The sequence below is a fragment of the Kitasatospora sp. NPDC086009 genome (assembly GCF_044540385.1).
GTDB lineage: Bacteria > Actinomycetota > Actinomycetes > Streptomycetales > Streptomycetaceae > Kitasatospora.
Map to the genome: position 1 here is coordinate 44864 of NZ_JBITSA010000004.1, position 17677 is coordinate 62540.

General features: G+C 74.1%; 17 protein-coding genes and 1 pseudogene. 9 read left to right on the forward strand and 9 right to left on the reverse strand.

Annotated features, from left to right (window positions below; genetic code table 11):
* Nucleotides 1-114 precede the first annotated feature (114 nt).
* Nucleotides 115-705: a TetR/AcrR family transcriptional regulator gene (locus ACIF6L_RS12125; RefSeq protein ID WP_396489411.1), complete on the forward strand. Its 591-nt coding sequence runs from the start codon at nucleotides 115-117 to the stop codon at nucleotides 703-705.
* A gap of 201 nt (nucleotides 706-906) precedes the next feature.
* On the opposite strand, the gene ACIF6L_RS12130 is transcribed toward ACIF6L_RS12125, so the two are convergent.
* Both ACIF6L_RS12130 and ACIF6L_RS12135 read right to left on the reverse strand, forming a co-directional pair.
* Nucleotides 907-1284 carry a hypothetical protein gene (locus ACIF6L_RS12130; protein WP_329485546.1) on the reverse strand — a complete coding sequence of 126 codons (378 nt, stop codon included), beginning with the start codon at nucleotides 1282-1284 and terminating at the stop codon, nucleotides 907-909.
* Nucleotides 1285-1496: 212 nt separating this feature from the next.
* Complete coding sequence (locus ACIF6L_RS12135) at nucleotides 1497-2681, reverse strand: cytochrome P450 (RefSeq protein ID WP_396489409.1); 1185 nt, start codon at nucleotides 2679-2681, stop codon at nucleotides 1497-1499.
* Between the two features lie 271 nt (nucleotides 2682-2952).
* On the opposite strand from ACIF6L_RS12135, the gene ACIF6L_RS12140 reads away from it, so the two are divergent.
* Nucleotides 2953-4971, forward strand: coding sequence for a serine/threonine-protein kinase (locus tag ACIF6L_RS12140; RefSeq protein ID WP_396489479.1), 2019 nt, complete (start codon nucleotides 2953-2955; stop codon nucleotides 4969-4971).
* Between the two features lie 42 nt (nucleotides 4972-5013).
* Here ACIF6L_RS12140 and ACIF6L_RS12145 read toward each other — a convergent pair whose 3' ends face one another.
* Nucleotides 5014-6426: a DUF2252 domain-containing protein gene (locus ACIF6L_RS12145; RefSeq protein WP_396489408.1), complete on the reverse strand. Its 1413-nt coding sequence runs from the start codon at nucleotides 6424-6426 to the stop codon at nucleotides 5014-5016.
* A gap of 170 nt (nucleotides 6427-6596) precedes the next feature.
* Nucleotides 6597-7262 carry an RICIN domain-containing protein gene (locus ACIF6L_RS12150; protein ID WP_396489406.1) on the reverse strand — a complete coding sequence of 222 codons (666 nt, stop codon included), beginning with the start codon at nucleotides 7260-7262 and terminating at the stop codon, nucleotides 6597-6599.
* 210 nt (nucleotides 7263-7472) lie between these two features.
* On the opposite strand from ACIF6L_RS12150, the gene ACIF6L_RS12155 reads away from it, so the two are divergent.
* From ACIF6L_RS12155 to ACIF6L_RS12165, 3 genes are all read left to right on the forward strand, one after another.
* Nucleotides 7473-8147, forward strand: a complete 675-nt coding sequence (locus ACIF6L_RS12155) for a helix-turn-helix domain-containing protein (RefSeq protein ID WP_396489405.1) — start codon at nucleotides 7473-7475, stop codon at nucleotides 8145-8147.
* A 123-nt stretch (nucleotides 8148-8270) separates the two neighbouring features.
* Complete coding sequence (locus ACIF6L_RS12160; protein WP_359808795.1) at nucleotides 8271-9680, forward strand: solute carrier family 23 protein; 1410 nt, start codon at nucleotides 8271-8273, stop codon at nucleotides 9678-9680.
* A gap of 208 nt (nucleotides 9681-9888) precedes the next feature.
* A complete protein-coding gene (locus tag ACIF6L_RS12165; RefSeq protein ID WP_396489403.1) occupies nucleotides 9889-10620 on the forward strand; it encodes a heparin lyase I family protein in 732 nt (243 codons plus the stop codon).
* Nucleotides 10621-10672: 52 nt separating this feature from the next.
* On the opposite strand, the gene ACIF6L_RS12170 is transcribed toward ACIF6L_RS12165, so the two are convergent.
* The 3 genes from ACIF6L_RS12170 to ACIF6L_RS12180 form a co-directional block, all read right to left on the reverse strand.
* Nucleotides 10673-12055, reverse strand: coding sequence for an MFS transporter (locus ACIF6L_RS12170; protein WP_359808799.1), 1383 nt, complete (start codon nucleotides 12053-12055; stop codon nucleotides 10673-10675).
* Nucleotides 12052-12855: a glycerophosphodiester phosphodiesterase gene (locus ACIF6L_RS12175; protein WP_396489400.1), complete on the reverse strand. Its 804-nt coding sequence runs from the start codon at nucleotides 12853-12855 to the stop codon at nucleotides 12052-12054. The genes ACIF6L_RS12170 and ACIF6L_RS12175 overlap by 4 nt, the downstream gene beginning before the upstream one ends.
* A gap of 132 nt (nucleotides 12856-12987) precedes the next feature.
* A complete protein-coding gene (locus tag ACIF6L_RS12180) occupies nucleotides 12988-13899 on the reverse strand; it encodes a phytoene/squalene synthase family protein (protein ID WP_396489399.1) in 912 nt (303 codons plus the stop codon).
* 355 nt (nucleotides 13900-14254) lie between these two features.
* Here ACIF6L_RS12180 and ACIF6L_RS12185 point away from each other — a divergent pair, with 355 nt between their 5' ends.
* The 3 genes and pseudogenes from ACIF6L_RS12185 to ACIF6L_RS12195 all read left to right on the forward strand — a co-directional run.
* Nucleotides 14255-14788, forward strand: a complete 534-nt coding sequence (locus ACIF6L_RS12185) for a GNAT family N-acetyltransferase (protein WP_396489397.1) — start codon at nucleotides 14255-14257, stop codon at nucleotides 14786-14788.
* Between the two features lie 69 nt (nucleotides 14789-14857).
* On the forward strand, nucleotides 14858-15424 hold the full coding sequence (locus tag ACIF6L_RS12190) for a GNAT family protein (RefSeq protein ID WP_359808803.1): 567 nt from the start codon (nucleotides 14858-14860) through the stop codon (nucleotides 15422-15424).
* 256 nt (nucleotides 15425-15680) lie between these two features.
* Nucleotides 15681-15803, forward strand: a pseudogene (locus ACIF6L_RS12195) (histidine phosphatase family protein); the annotation flags it as partial.
* 43 nt (nucleotides 15804-15846) lie between these two features.
* Here the strand turns inward: ACIF6L_RS12195 and ACIF6L_RS12200 are convergent.
* Nucleotides 15847-16587 carry a hypothetical protein gene (locus ACIF6L_RS12200; RefSeq protein ID WP_396489395.1) on the reverse strand — a complete coding sequence of 247 codons (741 nt, stop codon included), beginning with the start codon at nucleotides 16585-16587 and terminating at the stop codon, nucleotides 15847-15849.
* Between the two features lie 297 nt (nucleotides 16588-16884).
* On the opposite strand from ACIF6L_RS12200, the gene ACIF6L_RS12205 reads away from it, so the two are divergent.
* Nucleotides 16885-17112 carry a beta galactosidase jelly roll domain-containing protein gene (locus ACIF6L_RS12205; protein ID WP_396489394.1) on the forward strand — a complete coding sequence of 76 codons (228 nt, stop codon included), beginning with the start codon at nucleotides 16885-16887 and terminating at the stop codon, nucleotides 17110-17112.
* Between the two features lie 85 nt (nucleotides 17113-17197).
* Here ACIF6L_RS12205 and ACIF6L_RS12210 read toward each other — a convergent pair whose 3' ends face one another.
* The gene (locus ACIF6L_RS12210; protein WP_329485529.1) at nucleotides 17198-17671 is read right to left on the reverse strand and encodes an Lrp/AsnC family transcriptional regulator; all 474 of its coding nucleotides are present in this window, start codon (nucleotides 17669-17671) and stop codon (nucleotides 17198-17200) included.
* Nucleotides 17672-17677: the final 6 nt, after the last annotated feature.

Consider the following 17677-nt stretch of genomic DNA (forward strand, 5'->3'; position numbering starts at 1 on the left):
GGGGGCGGGGGCAGGCCGGGCCGTGCCCTAGAGTTGAAAGTGGAGGGTCCGCCACTTCGCTCAGACTAAGCGGAGGATCCTCCACTTAGCAACGGAGGAGGGAGAGGGCCGCCGATGACCCGAGCTTCAGGGCGCCCGCTGAGGGCCGACGCGCAGCGGAACCGGGACAGGATCCTGGCCACCGCCGTGCGCATGTTCACCGAGGAGGGGCTCGACGCGACCTTCGAGCGGATCGCCGCCGAGGCGGGTGTCGGAACCGGCACCCTGTACCGCAACTTCCCGACCAGGGAGGCGCTGGTCGAGGCGGCCTACCGCAACGAGGTGGCCCGGCTCTGCGACGCCGTCCCCGGGCTCCTCGCGACCATGCCGCCCGCCGAGGCCCTGCGCGCGTGGACCCGCCGCTTCATCGACTACGCCACCGCCAAGTTCGGCCTGGCCGACGCCCTGCGGGCGGTCGTCGCTTCGGGCGGCAACCCCTATGCCGACAGCCGCGAGCTGATCCAGGGCGCCCTCGTTGCCCTGATGGACGCCGCCCGCGCGGCCGGAACGATCCGGTCCGACATCAGCGCGAGCGACATGTTCGCCGCGCTCGCCGGGATCGCCCTCACCTCGGCCGGGCCGGACCAGCGCGAGCAGGCCGAACGCCTCCTCGATCTCACCCTGGACGGACTGAAGGCGGCCCCGGCTCCGCCGTCCGGCGACTGACGGCGACCTCCCAACGCCCCGGACTCGCAACGGGGTTCATCCCCGGCGGTCCGACGGACGGGTGCCCGGCGGCTGACGCCCGCCGGTGTACCGGTCGGCACCGACGACGAGGCTCCGGCCCCCGGGACGATTCCCGGGGGCCGGAGCCACGTGCCGCAGCGGACCGGCCGGTCCGCCGGTCCAGCTGTCGGGTGCCGCAGGTCAGCCGTTCGCGCAGATCACGTAGACGCTGATGCCCACGCTGCTGCTGCCGGGCTGGCGGCCGATGCCTACCCAGCCGTTGGCGCCGTCCGTCGGGAAGCTGCCGACCAGGACCGCCTCGTTGCCCTGGGCCTCCGCGCCACCGCCGATCGCCCGCTTGCCGGCGGGACAATTCACCGTCCGGCGCTGGAAGTTGCCGACGTTGGCGTTGCCCAGCTTGACCACCTGGTAGCCGTCGATGGCATCGACGGCCTTCACCGATGCCTGGCGCTCCTGCCCGGCGGCGCCGTCGTCGTTCGCCTGCGCGACCCACCCCGTGCCCGCCGCCAGCGCGACCGCCAGCAGTCCGGCTCCCAGCACGTGCGTCCTACGCACCATGGTCGTCTCCCCTTCGGTGGTGGCGGGCCCGCCGGCGGCGGAACCTTCGCCACCAGGGCTATCGGTTGTACCGGGCAGGGGAGTTGAGCCAAACCCCACCTTGGGATGAACACAGAGCGTTCGCGACTTCCCGGCCCCGCGCCGGTACCTCGCCGTGCGCGGTGCCGTGCGCCCCCGGCACAGGGGAGCGGCGGACAGCGCGGCGGTGCCGCCTACAGGCGGACCGGCAGAGCGACGAGGCCGCGCACCAGCCGGGAGTGGCGCCAGGAGAGTCGGTCGGGCGGGACGGCCAGCCGCAGGGTCGGGAATCGCTCCAGGAGGACCCGCAGGACGATCTCGATCTCGGCGTGGGCGAGCGGTGCCCCGACGCAGCGGTGGATCCCGTGCCCGAAGGCCAGGTGGCCGGCCGCGTCGGGCCGGTCGAGGTCGAGCCGGTCGGGGTCGGCGAACCGCGCGGGGTCGCGGTTGGCCGCGCCGGGGCAGACGAACACCGGGGAGCCGGCGGGGACTTCGCTGTCGCCCAGGCGCACCGCCTCGGGGGCCCAGCGCCAGGTCGCGATGCTCACCGGCGCGTCGTAGCGCAGCAGTTCGTCGACCGCGGCCGGGATGCGGTGCGGGTCGGCCACCAGGCGTCGCAGGTCGTCCGGGTGCCGGAGCAGCGCGAGGACGGCGTTGCCGATCGCCGCGGTGGTGGTCTCGTGACCGGCCACCAGCAGCAACACGGCCAGCGACAGCAACTCCTCCTCGCCGAGGCGGCCGGCGTCGCTGTCGCGGACCGCGATCAGCTCGGAGAGCAGCGAACCGTCCGGCCCGGACCGCTTGGTGGCGATCAGCTCCGCCAGGTAGTCGGCCAGCGCGTGCGAGGCCGAGTCGATCCGCTCGTGGTCGCCGGTGGCGAACAGGTCGGTGGACCAGCCGCGGACGGCCGGGCGGTCCTCCGGTGGGACGCCCAGGAGTTGGCAGATGACGGTGACCGGGAGGGGCCCGGCGAGGTCCTCGACGAGGTCGACCTCGCTACCGGGTGCCCAGCGGTCGACGAGTTCTTCGGCGAGTGAGCGGACGTACGGGCGGAGTCCGTCGACCACGGCGGTGGTGAACGCCCTGGTGACCAGGCGGCGGAGCCGGGTGTGCTCCGGGGGATCGGTGGCGAGCATGGTGCGGGCGACGGCCGGGTGCAGGGACCGCTTGGACGGCTTGTCGGCGAAGTACGCGCCGGTGTCCTTCGACAGCGGGGCGGTGAGGGCCTGGCGGGCCGCGTGGTAGCCGGTGACGACGGTCGCGGTGCCGGGGCCGCCGCCCTCCATCGGGATGCGCAGGACCGGTGCGGCCTCGCGCAGGGCGGCGTAGGTGGGGTAGCGGTCGCGGTAGAACGCCGGATCGGCGAAGGGGGAGGCCATGTCGGTCCCTGGGCGGTGTCGAGCGGGCCGCCGCCGGGCGGCGGCGACGGAGCGGACGGTGTCGGAGGTGGCGCACTGCTGGGCTACCGGTCGTGGCCGGACGGCCTCGGCTCGGATGCTACCCGCGCGGGCGCCGCCGCCGGTCGGCCGCCGGTCGGGACGGCCCGGACGCGGGGCCCCGCGCGATGCACAGCCGTCGGACCGGTCTCGTAGAGTGGCGGAAGCGGCGGGGGCCGTGCGACACGGGGGATTGCGAGGCGCCTTGAACGCTGTGGGGACGCGGATCGCCGACCGGTACCGGTTGGAGGTACTGCTCGGGCGCGGCGGGATGGGCGAGGTCTGGCGGGCCCATGATCCCCGGCTGGACCGCGGGGTCGCGATCAAGTTCCTCGCCCCGCAGTCGGCGGCCGGCGCGGTGGCCGCGCAGCGGTTCCACCGCGAGGCGCAGGTCACCGCGCGGTTCCAGCACCCGGGCATCACCCAGATCTTCGACAGCGGCGAACAGGGCGGCCGGCTCTACCTGGTGATGGAACTGCTCCGGGGCCGCGACCTCGGGGAGGTCCTGCACGGGCGGCCGTCGGGGCTGCCCGTCGACGAGGCGGTGGAGCTGACCGCGCAACTCGCGGGCGCCCTGTCCTACGCGCACCGGCTGGGCATCGTCCACCGGGACGTCAAACCCGCCAACCTCATGCTGCTCCCCGACGGCACGCTCAAGGTGTGCGACTTCGGACTCGCCGGGTACGTCCGGGCCGAGTCGGGTCTCACCCGGGAGGGCAGCGTGATGGGCACGCCCGAGTACATGGCCCCCGAGCAGTGGCGCAGTCCCCGGGTCGACGGACGGGCCGATCTCTACGCGCTGGGCTGTGTGCTCTTCGCGCTGCTCACCGGACGGCCGCCGTTCCCGGCGCGCGGCGGCCTCTGGACCCTGATGGTCCAGCACCTCCAGACTCCGGCCCCGCGTCTCGCCCCGCTGCGGCCGGAGGTCCCCGACGAGCTCGACGAGCTGGTCGCGGAGCTGCTCGCCAAGGATCCGGCGGACCGCCCGGCCGACGCGGGAGCCGTGGTGGCGCGGCTCCGGGCGGTCGGCCGCCGCCCGTCCGCGCCGGAGCAGCGGACGCCCGCCGTTCCGGCCGCCGTTCCCGCCGCTGTTCCCGCCGCAGTACCCACCGCTGTTCCCGCCGTGGTGCACTCCGGCGGTCTCGGGCTGGAGCTGCACCGCAACGAGTTCCTCGCCCCGGGCGCCACGGAGGCGCACACGATCCTGACGGTGACCGGCCCGAGCGGGGCCGCCGACCGTGCGGCGGCCGGCGCGCCCCGCGCGCTCGTCCTCCTGGTCGGACTGTCGCCGGAGCTGCCCGAGGCGGACTTCCGGGCGGTCGGGGCGGCGGTCGCGGCCGTCATCGACGGCCTGGACGAGGACGCCTCCTTCGCCGTCGTCGCGGGGTCGGCGTACGCGCGGATGCTCTACCCCGACACCCAGCGGCTGGTCCGGGCGACCGCGGCCGCCAAGGCCGGGGCGCGGGCGGCGCTGGCCGGGCTGGAGCCGGTCGGCGCGGCGGCGTTCGGCCGCTGGATCCGGCTGGCCGACCGCCTGTTCGCCGGCCACGCCGACGCGGCGCGCACCGCGATCCTGCTGACCGACCTGGAGGCGGCGGCCGAGAGCGCCGACGACCTGGCCGCCGCCCTCGCCTCCTGCGCGGGCCGCTTCCCGTGCCACGCCCGGGGCATCGGCGAGCGGTGGTCGGTGGCCCAGGTCCGGTCCGTCACCTCCGCGTTGGGAGGCACCCTCGACATCGTGCCCGCCCCCGCGTCGCCCACGGGGACACCGGGCCTCCACCGGGAGCTGGCCTCCCTGGTGGACCGGACCCGCCGGGCCGGGCTGCGCGACCTCGCCCTGCGGATCACCACGTACGACGGTGGCGGGGTGCGTTACCTCAAGCAGGTCTCCCCGCAGTTCGAGGACCTGTCGGAGCGCGGGCAGCCCGTCGGCCCCGGGGTCACCGAGTACGCCGTCGACATCGCCGACGACGAGTCGCTCGACTTCCACCTCTGTGTCGGACTACGGCCCGGGCGGGAGGGGGAGGAGGTCGTCGCGGCCGAGCTGGAGATCGTCCAGCTCCCCCCGACGGGTGACGGCCGGACCCTCGTCCGGGCCCGGATGCCGGTCCACCGGGTCGGTGATCCCGCCCGGCCGGGCCCCGAACCGGTCGCGGTGGACCGGGAGGCGCTCCTGCGCGCCATCGGGGAGGGGCTCCGGGCCGACGGCCGTTCGCGGCCGGCCGAGGGCTGATCAGCGGGCCCCGGGCGGCGCGACCAGGCGGGCCGCGCCGGCTCAGCCGGCCTCGGCCGGGAGCCGGCCCGCCGCGACCGCCTCGACCAGCGCCCGGTGGTCCCGCTCGTTCCGGTCCGCGTACGCCTCGGCGAACTCCACCAGGGCCCGGTCGAAGGCGTCCCGCTTCCCCAGGTAGGCGGCGATGGCGATGCGGTCGCCCGACCGGGCGTGCGCCCGGGCCAGCGTGGCGCCGCACAGTTCGCCGAAGGCCCGCATGCCGCGCGGCACCATCCGCTCGGCCACGACGATGCCCTTCCAGTCGCGGAGCTGACGGATGTAGAAGTCCCGCCGCCTGCCGTCGATGCCCTCGACCCGCTCCCAGCCCAGGAAGATGTCGCTGGTGGCCTGCATCAGCCGCTGGCCGGAGACCACCCGCTCGCCCTGGTTGTCGTACCGGCTCGCGCCGACGTACGGCGCCAGCACCGATTCGCCGGCCTCCTTGGCCTGGAGGAACAGCGGGTCCTCGCCGTCCCGGCCGAGCAGCAGGAAGATCCAGCACCGGGTGCCGACGCTGCCGACACCGACGACCTTGCGGGCCGCGTCCACCAGCCGGAACGCCGAGAGCAGGGTGCGCCGGTCGGCGGGCATGGTGCTCGCGTAACGCCGCACCAGGCCGTGGAACAGCTCCATCAGCGCGGTCCGCTCCACCTCCGGCAGGAGGTCGGCGATCGGGACGAGCAGCGGCGGGTCGGCGGCGATCCGGACCAGGCCGTCCGTCACCTCGGTGAGCTTGCCGAAGGCCTGGAGGCTGTCGCGGGTGCGGGCCTTCGACATCGCCTCGTCGAGCCCCCGGCGGGCCCGTTTGGAGACCCGGCCCACCGCCAGCTCCCGCAGCCGCTGCGAGTCCAGCTGGGCGTACCAGACATCCAGGTTGCGCATCCCCGCGAACCGCCGCATCGCCTCCCGGTACGAGCGGACCGCCGTGGCGACGATGTCGGCGCGCTGCGCCCCGTCGAAGCCGTTCGCCCGGCCCGCGATCACCAGGCTCGACGCCAGCCGCTTCACGTCCCACTCCCACGGGCCGGGCAGCGTCTCGTCGAAGTCGTTGATGTCGAAGACCAGCCGCCGCTCCGGCGAGGCGAGCAGCCGGAAGTTCAGCATGTGGGCGTCGCCGCAGAGCTGGACCCGGATGCCCGAGTCGGGGGTGCCCGCGAGGTCGGACGCCATGACCGCGGCCGCGCCCCGGTAGAAACGGAACGGGGACTCGGCCATCCGGGCGTACCGGATCGGCACCAGCTCCGGCACGCGCAGCGCCGACTGGGCCGCCAGGATCGTGAGCGGGTCGGGCCGCTCCGGGCCCGGCCGGTACTCGGCGTGGGCGGAACGCGGTGTCGTCCGGCGTGCCGCCCGACCGGCCGCCGCCCGTTCCTCGGGGGTCGCGCGCCGCACGGGACGCGCCTGGTCCTGGCCCATCCGGTCCTCCTGTCCGACCGCGGCCGCGCTCCCGGCCGCCCACCTGCGGAGGAGCGCCGGCCTGCCCCCCGGGGAGGGAGGCAGGCGTGGCGGCCCTGCTCCGATCATGGCCGCCCCGGGCCGATCCGGCTCGCGGTGAGCCGGATCGGGCCGAGCGTGGCCCGGCCGGGTCAGACCGCCGAGTACCAGACCTGGGCGCCGGTCCCGTTGCAGGTCCACAGGTTCAGCGCAACGCCCTGGACGGCGGTGGACCGCGGGTCGTCCAGGCACTTCCCGGACGCGGGGTTCAGCAGGTAGCCGGTCGGCGACGGCAGCCACTGCTGCGCCGTGGAACCCGAGCACGGCGCGACCAGGACCGTGCTGCCGGCGGTCCCGGCGGTGCCCGCGTCCAGGCAGGCGCCGGTGGAGACCCGGAGCGTGCCGTCCTTGACCAGCTGCCAGTTCTGCTGCGGGGTGGCGGCGCACGTGTGGAGACTGACCGAGGTGCTGTTCTCCACCCCCCCGCTCAGGCAGTAGGTGGTCGCCTTGTTGGTGAAGGCGCTCCAGATCGGTTGCCCGCTGTACGGGTACCGCCAGTCCTGGCCGCCCGCGCCGCAGCTCCAGAGGACCAGCTGGGTGCCGTTGGCGGTCGACGCCCCGGGGTCGGCCAGGCACTTGCCGGACTGCGGGTTGAGCAGGCCCTTGGCGTTCTGGGTCCAGACCTGGGAGCCGGTGCCGTTGCAGGGGTAGAGCAGCCTCCCGGCACACCCGTCCGAGGAGGGCTCCGACGGACCCGCCGCGGCCGTGGCAGCCCGTGACGGGCCGGCTCCGCCGGTCGAGTTCCTGGTCCATCGCATGCCTCCGACAGCTGTGGCACTCCCCCTGCCACCGTCAGTGATTCGGGCGCGCCACGCCGGCGGGCCGGGCGGCCCCTATGGCGGCCGCCCGCCGTCGGGGCAACGCTGGAGGGGAAGGCCGGGCGGGGAACCGCCCGGCACCCATGCCCGACGGGGGCGACCAGGTCGCTGATGACCACGGAGCGTGACCCCTGGCACCGAGGAGTCGATGTGGACCAGAACCCCGGACCTGACGCCGCCCAGCGGGTGGATCCGGCCCTCGTCGCCCGGCGGATCGATGACCGCCGTCGCCAGCTCGGGCTGACCGAGGAGGCGCTGGCCCGGCAGACCGCGATGGCGCCCCGCTACCTCCGGCACCTGATGGAGGCCGGCCCCGCCTTCGACCCGGCCGCCTTCGTCAGGATCGCCGCCGTGCTGCGGACCACCTACGGCGAGCTGCTGTCCGGCCGCGCCGACGCCCCGCCGGGCCAGGGCGGCGCCGGCGCGCGCCCGCTGCTCCTGCACCTGACCGAACCCGAGTGCTGGGACCGCGTCGGCACCCACGGCATCGGCCGGATCGGCCTGCCCACCCGGCCGGCGCCGGCGGTCTTCCCGGTCAACTACACCGTGGACGCCCGCACGATCGTCTACCACACGTCCGCGCACGGCACTTCGGCCCCGCCCGACGGCTCGCCCGTCTCGTTCCAGGTGGACCACATCGACGAGAGCCTCAGCCGGGGCTGGAGCGTGCTGATCCTCGGCCGGGCCCAGTACGTCGAGGACCCCGACGAGATCACCCGGCTCAAGGAACTGCCGGGGAGCACCCCCTGGGCCGGCGGCGGCCGCGACCTGTGGGTGCGCATCCGCCCGGACGAGACCAACGGCCGCCGGATCACCTCCGGGTAGGGCCGCCACGCCGCTGCGCCCGAGGCGCAGGTCGGGGGAGGGGTGGTGACGGCCGGGGCGGGCGGTGGCCGGGACAATGGTGGCGACAATCCCCCGGAAGTACAGAGAAAGCGAACCCCCCACATGGATCTCGGCGTGCGCTGGAAGCTGCACGGTGACGGGCGTACGCCCGCACCGGGAGCGGTCGTCGCTCCGGACGAACGGCTCTCCTGGCCCCGGACGGCGGGGCTCGGCGCCCAGCACGTGGTGGCCATGTTCGGTGCGAGCTTCGTGGCCCCCGTGCTGATGGGGCTCGACCCCAATCTGGCGATCATGATGTCCGGCGTCTCGACCGTCATCTTCCTGCTGGCGACCCGCGGTCGGGTGCCCAGCTACCTCGGCTGCTCGCTGTCCTTCGTCGGCGTGGCCGCGGTGATCAGGGCGCAGGGCGGTACCAGCGCGACGGTCACCGGCGCGGTGTTCGTGGTGGGCGGGGCGCTGTTCCTGGTGGGCCTCGCCGTCCAGCGGTTCGGGGCGCGGATCATCCACGCCGCGATGCCGCCGATCGTCACCGGCGCCGTCGTCATGCTGATCGGCTTCAACCTCGCGCCCGTCACCGCCTCGACGTACTGGCCCCAGGACCAGTGGACGGCGCTGCTGGTGATGCTGTTCACCGGGCTGGCCGTGGTCTGCCTGCGCGGGTTCTGGTCGCGCGTGGCGATCTTCCTCGGGCTGGTCTTCGGGTACGGGATCTCCTGGCTGTTCGACCGGGTCTTCGGGCGGATCCATTCGGCGGACGCGAGCGGGCACCTGACGGACCACTGGCGCCTGGACCTCTCGGGCGTCGGCCGGGCGGACTGGGTCGGCCTCCCCGACTTCCACGGCCCGACCTTCCAGTGGTCGGCGATCCTGGTGGCGCTGCCCGTGGTGATCGCGCTGGTCGCGGAGAACGCGGGGCACGTCAAGGCGGTGGGCGAGATGACCGGCCGGAACCTGGACGACAAGCTGGGTACCGCGATCTCCGCGGACGGCGTCGGCTCGATGCTCTCCACCGTGCTCGGCGGCCCGCCGAACACCACGTACTCGGAGAACATCGGCGTCATGGCCGCCACCCGCGTCTACTCCACCGCCGCCTACTGGGCCGCGGCCGGCTTCGCGCTGCTGTTCGGCATCTGCCCGAAGTTCGGCGCCGTGGTGGCCGCGATCCCCGGTGGGGTGCTCGGCGGCATCACCGTCATCCTGTACGGCATGATCGGGCTGCTCGGCGCGCAGATCTGGACCAACGCGGGGGTGGACCTGCGCAATCCGCTGAACCTGGTGCCGGCCGCCGCGGGCATCATCATCGGCATCGGCAACGTCACCATGAAGTTCACCGACACCTTCAGCCTGAGCGGCATCGCGCTGGGCACCCTGGTCGTCATCACCGGCTACCACGTGCTGCGGGCGCTGGCCCCCGCGCACCTGAAGACCCAGGAGCCGCTGCTGGACGAGGGCACCTCGTCCTACGACGCGGGCGCCGGGGACGGGGGCGGGGCACTGCCGCACACCCGGTAGCGGGCGGGCCACTGCGGCGCGCCCGCGCGGACGGGCGCGCCGCAGTGGCCCAGGCAGGCGGCGGACCTGCCCGAAAGGGCCACGACCGGCCGGACCGCTTGGACAACGGTCCGTCAGGTGGTCAGATGGTCGGATCGCTCCATGCGTCCGGGCCGCCCCCACGGCCGGACGGCCTCCGTTCTCCGCCACTCATCCACCCGGGAGAGGCATGTCCCTTCTGTCCCAGCACCGCAAGACCGTCGTCGGCGCCGCGGCCCTCACCGTGCTCGCGCTCTCCTGCGGCTCGGCCGCCGCCAGCAGCCCGGCCGCCGCGGCGGGCAAGGTCCTCTGGACCCCGAGCACCGCCAAGGGCCCGTCCTCGTTCACCGGAGTCCAGTGCGCGGCGGGCAACTTCGGCGTCGTCAAGGACGCGGCGAAGGGCAGTGTGTGGCGGGCCTTCCAGGCCGCGGGCGAGGAGCGCTGCGAGACGCTCGGCCCCGACCTGAAGGAGGGGGACACCTTCTACCTCGGCTGGTCGTCCAAGGTGGACATCAAGGACGCGAACAGCCGGTACGTCTTCCAGCTGAAGTGCTCGCCGAGCACCGGCACGGCGAACCACCCGATCGAGATCGACGCGACGACCGGGCGGATCCGCCTCCAGGAGTGGGACACCGAGCACGTCGCGCACCAGCTGTGGACCGCGCCGACCGCCAACGACCAGTGGCACTCCTACGCGCTGAAGATCCGTCTCGGCCGCACCGACGGCACCATCGACTTCTGGTTCGACGGCGTGAAGCAGACGTTCACCACCGGCTCGGGCACCTTCAAGGGCACCACCTGGGACGGCACCCGCAACTACCTGAAGTGGGGCTCCTACCACCCGTCCTCGGGGGACGCCACGAACACCTTCACCAGCCCGGTCATGGCGACCACGCTGGAGGCGGCCACCGCGGGTTCGTGAGGACCCGGTGGTCCGGACCCGGGCGGCAGGCCTGCTGCCCGGGTCCGGACCGTCACAGCCGCTCGGGGACGGGGTTGCCGACCGCCTCGATGGCGCGGCGGAGCGGGACCTTCGTCAGCAGGGCGAAGCCGATCACGAAGAACACCAGCAGCGAGATGATCGCCGAGCGGTAGCTGCCGGTGATCTGGTAGGCGAGGCCGAAGACCAGCGGGCCCATCCAGCTGGTGCCGCGGTCGCTGACCTTGTAGAGGCTGAAGTACTCCGCCTCCCGGCCCGCCGGTATGAGGTGGGAGAACAGCGAGCGGGAGAGTGCCTGGCTGCCGCCGAGCACCAGGCCGATCATGCACGCCAGGACGAAGAACCAGGCAGGCTGGTGGGCGGGCATGACGTATCCGAGGGCGAGGGTGACCACCCAGCCGACCAGCGAGCCGAGGACGGTCCGCTTGGCACCGTACCGGCGGGCGATCCGGCCGAGCAGCAGCGCGCCGCCGATCGCGACGATCTGGACCAGGAGCACGGCGGCGACCAATGAGGTCTGGTCCATGCCGAGCTCCTCGCTGCCGTAGAGCGAGGCCTGGGAGACGACGGTCTGGATGCCGTCGTTGTAGCAGAGGAAGGCGCCCAGGTAGAGCAGGGTGAGCGGGTGCTCGCGCATGCCGCGCAGCGTGCGGGCGAGTTCGCGCAGGCTCCCGGCGGTGGGCCGGTCGTCGGGTGCGGCCGCGGCGCGCTCGGGCGCCGCGCCGGCCCGGGACGGCAGCCGCAGCATCGGGACGATGGTGAACAGCGCCCACCACAGGCCGGCCGAGGCCAGGCAGATCCGCACGGCGGTGCCGGAGGACAGGCCGAGCGCGTCGTGGCCCTCGAACAGCGCGAGGTTGGCGACCAGCAGCAGGCCGCCGCCGGCGTACCCGTACGCCCAGCCCTTGGAGGAGACGGTGTCGCGTTCGTCGGGGGTGGCCAGGGCCGGCAGGTAGGCGTAGGAGAGCGCGACCGACACCGCGTACGCGATGTTGGCGACCACCAGCAGCGCGCCGCCGAGCAGGTAGCGGTCGCCGTCGAGGAAGAACATCCCCATCGTGGCGACCGCGCCGACGTAGGCGGCGCCGCACATCAGCTCCTTGTGCCGCCCGGTGCGGTCCGCGACCGTCCCGGTCAGCAGCATCGCCGCCACCGAGATCAGCACGGAGAAGGAGACCGTGTAGGGGAAGAACGATCCGGCGCGGATCGAGAGGCCGAGCGGGTGCACATCGCCGGCCGCGTCGGCGGCGTTCTTGGCCACCGAGGTCAGGTACGGCCCGAGGAACACCGTCAGGACGGTGGCCGAGAAGGCGGCGTTCGCCCAGTCGTTGATGTACCAGCCGAACTGCATCCGGCGCAGGGCCCGGTCGTCGGTGGTGACCGCCTGGCGGTCCGGAAGGTGGGCCGTGGTGCTCATGAGGCTCCTGTCACCGTGCTGGAGCCGGTGCTGCCGTCGGTCCAGCAGCCGCGCTCGCCGAGGACGTCCCGCAGGACGTCGATGCGATCGGCCATGATGCCATCCACCCCGAGGTCGAGGAGAGCCCCGATCCGTGTGGGGTCGTCCACCGTCCAGACGTGCACCGGCAGGCCGAGCCGGTGGGCGGCGCGGACGAAGGCGCGGTCGACGACCGGCACGCCCCGGTGCCGCTCCGGCACCTGCGCGCACACCCCGGCGAACGGCGCCCCGGGGCCCCGCAGCAGCGGCCCGGCCAGCGAGCGCAGCCGCAGCCGGGCCACCTCGCGGGGGCCGAGCGAGGTGGCCAGCCGGGGGCCGGCGGCGGCGCGGACGGCCGAGAGGCGGCTGTCGGAGAAGCCGCCGACGCAGACCCGGTCCCAGGAGTTCGTCCGGCGGACCGCTCCGACCAGCGGTCCGACGGCCGGCATCGCCTTGACGTCGACGTTGAAGCGGGCCTCCGGGAACGCGCCGAGCAGGTCCTCCAGCAGCGGTACCGGTTCGGTGCCGCCGATCCGGGCCTGCCTGACGGTCTCCCAGGGCAGGTCGGCCACCGCGCCGCTGCGGTCGGTGACGCGGTCCAGGCGGGAGTCGTGGAAGGCCACCAGGACGCCGTCGGCGGTGGCGTGCACATCCGTTTCGAGGTAGCGGTACCCGAGGGCCACGGCGGCCTCGAAGGCCGCGAGCGAGTTCTCCGGACGGCCGAGGTCACCGCCCCGGTGTGCGAAGGCCAGCGGCCCCGGCTGGTCGAGGAAGGGGTGCATGTCGTGCTCCGAGCTCGCTGGGAGGGGCCCGTCGGTCCGGCGCCGCCGGCGCTCGGGCCCGTGCGCGTTACAGTATTACGCACCCTGTCAAGCAGTAATGCCCGCTGGCGTGGTGGGCAGGTCGGGTACCGCTCAGCCGCGCACCCGGCGGGCCCGGAGGTACTCGCGGCCGAGCAGGCGGAGGGCGGCGGGCCTGCGCGGTGCGGCCGAACGGCGCAGCAGGGCCGGGACGTCGGCGCGGGCGGCGGCGCTGGTCAGTTCGTCCAGGCCGATCATGCAGCGGACCATCGGCCGGTGGGCGGGCGGGACGAGGGCGATCAGGGCGGGGCCCTCGGCGAGGGCGCGGTCGACCAGGTCGAGCTGTTCGGTGACCAGCGCCCGGACGGCCGGGAGGTTCTCGCCCCGCTCCAGATCGGCGCGGGCCACCCCGTGCCGGGCCAGGGTCTGCTCGGGGATCGTCAGACGGCCGTCGGCGAGGTCCTCGGCGAGGTCGCTGACGAAGTCCAGCCGCTGGCTGGCGTCGATGAAGGTGCGGCAGGCGCTGCGGTAGGCGGTCTGGTCACCGTCCGGGCCGAGCAGGGTGGCGACGACCATGAACGCGGGCAACGAGTAGGCGTCCAGGTAGCGCTGGTAGTCGGCCTCAGTGGCGAAGCCGGTGAAGTCGAGGTCGGCGACGGCTCCGGCGAGGTGCTCCAGCGCGCGGTCGCGCAGGGCGGGGTGCGCGGCGACGGTGTTCAGCAGCGGCCGCAGCTCGGGGTCGTCGGTCCGGCCGGCGGCGAGGCTGTCGGCGACCTCCCGTTCCCAGCGCGCGTACACCGCCTTCCGGCCGGCCGGCGGGCCGCTGTCGAGCAGGGTGTCGGTGCGGTGCATGTAGGCGGTGGCCGCGATGACGTGCGGCACGAGCCGGGCGGGCAGCAGGAGCCGGGCGGCCAGGACGGCCTCCGGCTTGTACCGCGTCACCTGCCGGCGCTGCCGGCCGTAGTCCTCGCGCAGCCCGGGGTCGGTCACCCCGGCCGCGTCCAGTGCCCTGTCCCAACCGCCCACGTGTCGCCCTCTTCCTTGATCGCCGACCCGCCGAGCCTAGAGGGTGCACCCGGGGCCCGCGGCAGCGAGCGGCTCGCTACGGCGCGGAAGCCGGGGTGCGCCGAAGCCGCCGGCTTCGAGGCCGGACGGGGACGCAAGATCCTGGTGAGCCCATCACGCCGATTGCCGGCCCCGTTCTGACCGCCTGGAAGCCCCGGAGGCCCGGAGGGCCCGTCAGGCCGCGTGGTCCACGGCGGTGGGCCCGCCCCGGGGGAAGGCAGGGTCAGCACGGCCTACGGCCCGACACGCCGACCGGTTCACCTGCCCGAGACAGTGGTTTGTCGGGTGCGGCGTCCGGTGGGTAGCGTCGCCGTTCATGAGGCAGACCCCGATCCTGCGCACCGAGCGGCTGCTCCTCGACCGCTACGTCCCCGAGGACGAGGAGGCCTTCGTGGCCCTGTTCCAGGACGTGCGGGTGTCGCGGTGGATGGGCGACGGCCCCGCCTCCGAGGAGGAGGACCGGGCCCTGTTCGGGCGGATCTTCACCAAGGTCTACGCGCAGGACCTCTTCGACGTCTGGGCCGTCCGCCGGGACGGCGTGTTGATCGGGCACGCCGAGATCAAGCCGACCGACGCGGTCGGGGGCCACGAGATCGTCTACGCGCTGGCTCCGGCGGTGTGGGGGTCCGGCCTGGGCACGGAGTTGGCCCGGGCCCTCGTGGGCCACGGCTTCGGCACCCTCGGGCTGCCCGAGGTGCATGCCACGGTGGCCGCGCCGAACAGCGCCTCGCTGACCCTGCTGACCAGGATCGGCTTCGCACACGTCCGGGACATCCAGGAGGACGACGGCAGCACCACCCGCGTGCTGACCGCCCGCCCGGCTGTCGGACCGGAGTCCGGCCGCCGGTGAGGCCGGACGGGCCGCTGTCCCGTCGAAAACGCCTGGGAGCCCGGCGCCTCCCGCGCGTAGGGTGCCCCGGTGGAGATCACCTACCGACGTTCCCTGCCCGACCGGCCCGCCGAGACGGACGCGCTGGTCGCCTTCCTCGGCGGCCACGAGTGGCCGTTCCACAGCACCGCCCGGGTCCACGCCGACCAGGCTCGCCGGTGGGTGGCGGACGGCCTGTTCGACGGTCCGCGGACCCGGACGTTCTGGATCACCGCCGACGGCCGGGACGTCGGTCTGATCCGCCTGGAGGACCTGGGCGACGAGACCCCGGTGTTCGACCTGAGGCTCGCCGCACCGCACCGCGGCCAGGGTCTCGGCAGCCGGGCACTGGACTGGCTGACGCGCTATCTGTTCGACGAGTTCCCGCAGGTGAACCGTGTCGAGGGAACCACCCGCCGGGACAACCTGGCCATGCGTCGCACGTTCCTGCGCTGCGGCTACGTCAAGGAGGCGCACTACCGGGAGGCCTGGCCCGCGGGCGACGGCCCGGCTCACGACAGCGTCGGGTACGCCGTCCTGCGCCGTGACTGGCTCGCGGGCACCGCCACACCGGTGCGGTGGGACGACGAACCGGACCTCACCCGCCCGCGGTCATGACCGGCCCCCCGGCTGAAGCCGTCGGCGCGACAACTCAGTGGGGAGATGGGCGCAGTGCCATCGAATGCGAACGCGAGGGCGGCTCGGTGGAGCACGGACGACGGGGGCGGGTCTGACTCGCCGGGGCCCGTACGTACTCCAGGCTCCGGATTCACAGTGGCGCGACCGTGCCGGCTTCTCACCGGTCTTCCACACACCGTCGTCTTCAGTTGTCGCAGGGACGGTACCGTGTCGCGGGAGCGCCGCCAAGGTCGTCGCGGGGGTGCACGCGCCCGGCCTGCCCCCGGCGGTCTTCTGGCGGCTCGACGTCCGTCCGCTGTCGGTCACCGAACTGTCCGGGCGCGCGGGGCGGTGGAACCTGCGCTGCGGCCGGGACCTCGGGTAGGGCCGGGCGCCGACGGCGGGCCGGCCCGGGGCGCGGCTCACATGTGGGCGCTGATCCGGCCGCCGGTGCTGAGCACGATGTACACGCCGTTGGCGACGGCGCCGTCGTCCTGCTGGTTGGCCTCCAGGGTGCCGACCTCCTCGTTCCCCATGCCGAGGATCTGCGCGCGGTAGTGCAGCTCGCCGACCTTGGTGACCTTCGCCGTCCAGCCGCCCGCGAGCTTGAAGGTGCCCGGCCCCTGCTGCGCGCCGCCCATCCAGGAGTGGACCTGGCCGTCCATCGAGAGCACGACGAACATGTCGTTGGCGTCCAGCCCGGTGTCGCTGTTGTTCGTCTCCAGCGTGGCCAGGACCGAGCCGCGGCTGACGATCTTGGCGCGGTAGTTCTGGTTGCCGAGGTCCTGGATCTCGGCGGTGCTGCCGTCCACCAGGGTCTGGGTGTGGCCGGGCGACGTCGCCTTGGGCGGTACGGCCGGCGGGGTGGTCGGGCGCGCGGTGGGCGTGGCGGTCGGCTTCGCGGTGCCGGGCGCGGTGCCGGGCGCGGTGCTCGGTGCGGTGCTCGGCGCGGCGGTGCCGGTCGAGCCGGGGGTACCGGTCGGTGCGGGCGTCCCGGTCGCGCCGGGCGCCCCCGTCGCGGCAGTGGTCGGCGCGGCGGTGCCGGCGGCGGTGCCGGGGGAGGAGGAGCAGGCCGTCGCGGCGGACACCAGCACGGCGGTGGTCAGGACCGTGCCGGCCAGCGAGCGGACGGCGGACGCGCGGCGGGTCGTCTTGAGGGACATGCGGGTTCTCCCGTGCAAGTAAGGGTGAGGACGGGCACGTTGTCCGCCCCCTCCCTGGTGGGGGCCGGGCTGCGGCGGTGCTGTGCGTGATCGAAGGTAGTACGAACAGTCGACGGAATGGATCATTCCGTGTCACCGGACTGCTACGGGCGCCGCCCGCCCGGTGGGGCTGGTCCGGTCGGGCGAGCCACCGTGTCGGCGTCGTTGACGGTGCATCGGCCATCCCGTACGACTGCCCAAGATGCCCGATTGACCTTGTATGTGACGATCAGTCATCCTTCGGTAATCCATCGGATGATGACATTCGAGCGATGCGCCGGTGCCGGTGCCGTCGCGGGCGGCAGCTTCCCGGTCCCGAACGGCATCCTCGACCCCCACGGGACGAACACCGTCGCGATCGCGGTGTGGAACCTCGACGGCTCCACCGGCGGTCTCGGCGAGGTCGCCCTCACCGCCTACGGCAGCTACGCCTCCTCGCTCGCCGTCCGGCAGAACGACAGCCCCCGCTACGATAGCGGGCGCTAGGAGCCCTGACCCGTGCCACCCGAGCCCCGCGGGCGCGGTGGACGGTGCTCGGCGCCGCCCACCGCGTCCCCTCGGCTGTGCCCACTCAGAGCGGCCCGCCGTCCGCGCGCGGTACGCGCGGGCCGCGGAACGGCAGCGTCCGGCTCAGGACGAGGTTGGTGGTCGTGCTTCCCAGCTGGGCCAGCGCGTCCACGACCTCTTCCAGATGGCCCATCGACGTGGTCGCCACCTTCAGGACGTAGCAGTCGTCCCCGGTGGTGCGCAGGCACTCCAGGATCTCCGGACGCTCGCCGACCAGCCGGCGCAGCGGCTCGTGCCGCGTCCCCGGCCCCGGGTACTTCAGCCGGACCACCGCCAGCACCGGATGCCCCGTCCGCTCCAGGTCCACCTCGGCGCGGTAGCCGGTGATCACCCCGGCCGTCTCCAGTCGCCGGACCCGTTCCGTCGTCGCCGACGCGCTCAGGTTCACCCGGCGGGCCAGCTCCGTGAAGGGCAGCCGGCCGTCCTGCTGGAGCTCGGTCAGGATGGCCCAGTCCGTCGCGTCGAGAGTCTCGGTCATCCGCTC

Coding starts and splice junctions, on each gene's coding strand:
- ACIF6L_RS12150 (WP_396489406.1), bottom strand. CDS start 7,262: ATGCGATGGACCAGGAACTCGACCGGCGGAGCCGGCCCGTCACGGGCT.
- ACIF6L_RS12170 (WP_359808799.1), bottom strand. CDS start 12,055: ATGAGCACCACGGCCCACCTTCCGGACCGCCAGGCGGTCACCACCGAC.
- ACIF6L_RS12130 (WP_329485546.1), bottom strand. CDS start 1,284: ATGGTGCGTAGGACGCACGTGCTGGGAGCCGGACTGCTGGCGGTCGCG.
- ACIF6L_RS12125 (WP_396489411.1), top strand. CDS start 115: ATGACCCGAGCTTCAGGGCGCCCGCTGAGGGCCGACGCGCAGCGGAAC.
- ACIF6L_RS12145 (WP_396489408.1), bottom strand. CDS start 6,426: ATGGGCCAGGACCAGGCGCGTCCCGTGCGGCGCGCGACCCCCGAGGAA.
- ACIF6L_RS12165 (WP_396489403.1), top strand. CDS start 9,889: ATGTCCCTTCTGTCCCAGCACCGCAAGACCGTCGTCGGCGCCGCGGCC.
- ACIF6L_RS12210 (WP_329485529.1), bottom strand. CDS start 17,671: ATGACCGAGACTCTCGACGCGACGGACTGGGCCATCCTGACCGAGCTC.
- ACIF6L_RS12205 (WP_396489394.1), top strand. CDS start 16,885: ATGACATTCGAGCGATGCGCCGGTGCCGGTGCCGTCGCGGGCGGCAGC.
- ACIF6L_RS12185 (WP_396489397.1), top strand. CDS start 14,255: ATGAGGCAGACCCCGATCCTGCGCACCGAGCGGCTGCTCCTCGACCGC.
- ACIF6L_RS12175 (WP_396489400.1), bottom strand. CDS start 12,855: ATGCACCCCTTCCTCGACCAGCCGGGGCCGCTGGCCTTCGCACACCGG.
- ACIF6L_RS12160 (WP_359808795.1), top strand. CDS start 8,271: ATGGATCTCGGCGTGCGCTGGAAGCTGCACGGTGACGGGCGTACGCCC.
- ACIF6L_RS12200 (WP_396489395.1), bottom strand. CDS start 16,587: ATGTCCCTCAAGACGACCCGCCGCGCGTCCGCCGTCCGCTCGCTGGCC.
- ACIF6L_RS12135 (WP_396489409.1), bottom strand. CDS start 2,681: ATGGCCTCCCCCTTCGCCGATCCGGCGTTCTACCGCGACCGCTACCCC.